We start from the raw sequence: 4,337 nt of genomic DNA, 5'->3' as shown, positions 1-4,337 counted from the left end.
GGAAGTGGGTGTCGAGGAAGTGGTGGCAGGCCAGGGCGAAGGCGATGAGCAGGATGTCGTTGATTCCGGTGTGGAAGGCGGCGGGTACCTCGCCGAGCAGCCGCCGGGTGGTCTCGACGTCCAACGACACCGCCAGATGTCCTGCGGAGGCATAGGTGTCGATGCCGGGTTGCACCGCAGGCAGCACGGCGGATGCAGCGGCGGTGTCCCTCCAGCTGTCGGCGAAGCGGGCCACCGTGGCGGCCGTGGCGCGCTCGGTCAGCACCGACGCCCATCGGGCAAAGCTCGTGCCCGTCGCGGGAAGTACGACCGGCTCCCCGCTGCTGTGCAGCGCCCAGGCAATATTGATGTCCTCCAACAGGATTCGCCAGGACACCGCATCGACGGCCAGGTGGTGAACGATCAGCGCCACCTGGCGCGTGGAACGCACCCACAGAACGCTGAGCATCCTCCCTGCGCTGGGATCCATCTGGGACCTGGCCAGCCGCACTGCGTCGTCGGACAATGCGTGAACCCCGTACACGAGGTTCGCCGCGTCGACCTCGCCTGGCTCCAGTGCGTGCATCGACCAGTCGCCCGCCCCGTCGTCGTCGACCGAGAGGCGCAGCATGGGGTGCCGGTCGAGCAGCGCCTGCAGCACGACGACCACGTCGGCGTAGGTCACCCGCTCTGGCGCGTTGACGACCATGGTTTGGTTGAATTCGTCGGTCGGGCCGTCGACGTCGTGCAGCCAGTGCATGATCGGCGTGGCAGGCACCGGCCCGACGCCCTCGTCGACCGGGCCCTGGTGATCGGTGACGGTGGCGATGCGGGCCAGTCGGGCCACGGTCTGCTCGACGAAGACGTCGCGGGGGCGGCACGTCAGGCCTGCCGCCCGTGCGCGGGCCACTACCTGCATCGACAGGATGCTGTCCCCGCCGAGGTCGAAGAACGAGTCGTCGACGCCGACCCGCTCCAGGCCGAGGACGTCGGCGTAGATGCCTGCGAGGGTCTCCTCGACCGCATCCCCCGGTGCGCGGTACTGCCCGCCGTCCAGGTACTCCGGCGCGGGCAGCGCGCGGGTGTCGAGCTTGCCGTTGGCGGTCAAGGGCAAGGCCGGCAGGGGCACGATCGCGGTAGGAACCATGTACGAGGGCAGTCGTTCGGCGAGCGTGTTCCTGGCCGCGATCGCGTCGGCGGTTCCGGTGAGGTAGCCGACGAGGCGCTTGTCGCCGGGGCGGTCCTCACGGACGACCACCGCTGCCTGCTCCACCCCGTCGAGCGCGGCGAGCGCCGTCTGAACGTCACCGAGCTCGATGCGGTAGCCGCGGATCTTGACCTGCTCGTCGGCTCTACCCAGATACCGCAACTGGCCGTCGGGACCCCACGACACCAGGTCACCGGTGCGGTACATCCGCACCCCGGGGCCTCCGAACGGGCACGCCACGAAGCGCGAGGCCGTCAGGCCGCCACGGCCCACATAGCCGTACGCCACTCCGGCACCCGCAACGTACAACTCGCCGACCACCCCGGTCGGCACCGGCCGCAACCATGTGTCCAGGACGAACAGGGCGGCGCCGGGCACCGGTGAGCCGATCGGCACGACACCCGGCCCCGGGGTCAGCGGGGCACTGATCGCCACGCACATGGTCGTCTCGGTCGGACCGTAGGCGTTGATCATCACGCCTGCAGGCCGATCTGGTTCATCGGATCCGCGGGACGCCCATCGATCGACCACGTCGGCGGAGCACGCCTCGCCGACCACCACCAACGCCACCGACTCCAACCCCTGGGTCGACAACGCGTTTACCGCAGAGGGGGTTTGGGTGAGGACGTCGACCCGCTCGGCGACCAGAACGTCGTGGAACTCATCGGGCGAGCTCGCCACCGACTCGGGCACCACCACCAGGCGTCCGCCGCGCAACAGAGCGCCGAATATCTCCCAGACCGAGACGTCGAAGGCCAACGTGTGGCACAGGGGCCACACCCCGGCAGCGGGCAGCCCGGCGTCGAGCGACCCCAACAGCTGGGTGACGTTGTGATGACTGACGGCCACGCCCTTGGGCACCCCAGTGGTGCCCGACGTGTAGATGACGTAGGCGATGTCATCGGCGGCGGGCAACGGCAGTGGAGTGGTCGGCTGAGCGCCCACCGCGGGGTCGTCGACGTCGATGACGGGCAGCCCGCATCCGTCGAGCCGGCCCACCAAGTCGGCGGTGGCGACAACGGCGATCGGCGCCGCGTCGGTGAGCATGAACTGCAGTCGCGGGGCAGGCACCGCCGGATCGATGGGTAGGTAGGCAGCCCCGGTCTTGAGTACCGCCAGGATCGCGACGACGGCCTCGGTGGAGCGGTTGACCGTCAGCGCCACGCACCGTCCCGGTCGGGCGCCGTGATGGGACATCAGGTGCGCCAACCTATTCGACGCGTCATCGAGTTCGCGGTACGTGACCGACCGCGCACCGTCGGTGATCGCCACCGATTCGGGCGAGCGCGTCACGTGAGCGCCGAGCAGCTCAGGGATCGACACCGCCAGGTTGGCGGACGGGCTCGAAGCCGGCCGGTTGCCCAGCGTGTCGAGGTGGAGGTGTTCGTCGGCGTCGAGAACGTCCAGCGCCGACAGTCGCGCCGTCGGGTCCGCGGTCATGGCCACCAGTACTCGCCGGAGCCGCTCGGTCAGCGTCTCGATGCTGGAGGTGTCGAACACGTCGGTGCGGAACTCGACCGTCCCTGCGATTCCGGCCGGATCGCCGGTGGCAGTCCAACGCTCGGCCAGGGACCACGCCAGATCCATTCGAGCGGTATGGGTGTCGACCGACATTGGCGTGGCACGCAGATCGCCAAGGTCCAACCCCTCGGCGAGGTAATCATGCGCGATCCCACTCCGCTTCTCGCGCGCGTGATCATGCGCGATCCCGCTCCGCTTCTCGCTCGCGTGATCATGCGCGATCCCGCTCCGCTTCTCGCTCGCGTCGGCGAGTCCGGGCAGGTTCTGCCAGGCCAGCGCCACCTGGAACAGTGGGTGATGCGTCATGGATCGGGTGGGGTTGAGTCGCTCGACGAGCACCTCGAAGGGCACGTCCTGGTGTTCGTAGGCGGCTAGGCTGCGGCGGCGCACTTGATCGAGCAGGTCGGCGACGGTGGGGTCGGCGGCGAGGTCGACTCGCAAGACCAGGGTGTTGACGAAGAAGCCGACCAGCTCGTCGAGAGCGGGATCGCGGCGACCGGCGATCGGAAAACCCACTGCCACATCCGAACTGCCACTCATCCGCGACAGCAGGGTTGCCAGGGCGGCCTGAACCACCATGAAGCTCGTTGCGTGATGCGCGCGGGCGACCTCGTGCACCAGCTGCTGCAACTCGGCGGGCCACTCCACGGCCACGCTGGCGCCGCGTTGATCGGCGACCGCCGGGTAGGGCCGATCGGTGGGGAGCTCGAGACGTTCCGGCATTCCGGCCAAGGCATCCTGCCAGTAGGCCAGCTGCCCGGCGATGGGGCTGTTGCCGTCGGTGAGGTCGCCGAACAGTGCGCGCTGCCACAGCGTGTAGTCCGCGTACTGCACCGGAAGGGGCGCCCACTGCGGGGCGCGCTCGGCTCGGCGCGCCCGGTAGGCCTCGCCAAGGTCGCGCACCAGCGGGGTGATCGACCACCCGTCGGCGGCAATGTGGTGCACCACGGCTACCAGCACGTGCTCGTCGTTGGCGATGCGGAACAACCTCGCCCGCAAGGGAATCCGAGTCTCCAGGTCGAACCCTTCGCGTGCGGCCGCCTCGACGGCTTCGTCAAGCGCCGTGGCCGGCCACGCTGACGCATCGACGACCTCCCATCCGAATTCGGCTCGTTCGGCGGGGATTATCAACTGCTGGGGCACGCCGTCGGGTGCGACGAACAGCGTGCGCAGGCTTTCGTGGCGAGCCACCACGTCGGCCAACGCTGCGCCGAGCACGTCGGCGTCGAGTTCCCCGGCAAGCCGCAATGCGGACGCCATGTTGTACACCGCCGAAGGGCCCTGCATCTGCTCGATGAACCACAGCCGGCTCTGGGCGAACGACAATGGGATGACGTCGGGCCTCTCGCCGACCGTCAATGGTGCTCGCCGCGTAGCACTTTCAGTGAGGAGCGGCCTCAACTGCGCGATGGTGGGGGCGTCGAACAGGGTGCGCACCGACAGGTCGGTGTCCAACGCCGCGTTGATGGCGGTGGTCAAGCGCATCGCGGAGATGCTGTCGCCGCCGAGGTCGAAGAAGGAGTCGTCGATGCCGACGCGTTCGACGCCGAGTGTGTGGGTGTAGATGTTGGTGAGGATTTCTTGGACGGCGTCGGTGGGGGCGCGGTAGTGCTGGTGGTCGTGGTATTCG

Annotated in this window: 1 protein-coding gene; it reads right to left on the bottom strand. The window is 68.8% G+C overall.

Going from position 1 to position 4,337, the window contains the following annotated elements; genetic code table 11:
* Positions 1-4,337: non-ribosomal peptide synthetase (locus ABW137_RS24440; protein ID WP_526404043.1), on the bottom strand; the 4,337-nt coding region annotated here is incomplete at both ends.

The organism is Mycobacterium sp., assembly GCF_040509115.1.
Taxonomy (GTDB): domain Bacteria; phylum Actinomycetota; class Actinomycetes; order Mycobacteriales; family Mycobacteriaceae; genus Mycobacterium.
The sequence above is the reverse complement of the archived record's forward strand: the minus strand, read 5'-3'. Positions and strand labels throughout refer to the sequence as shown.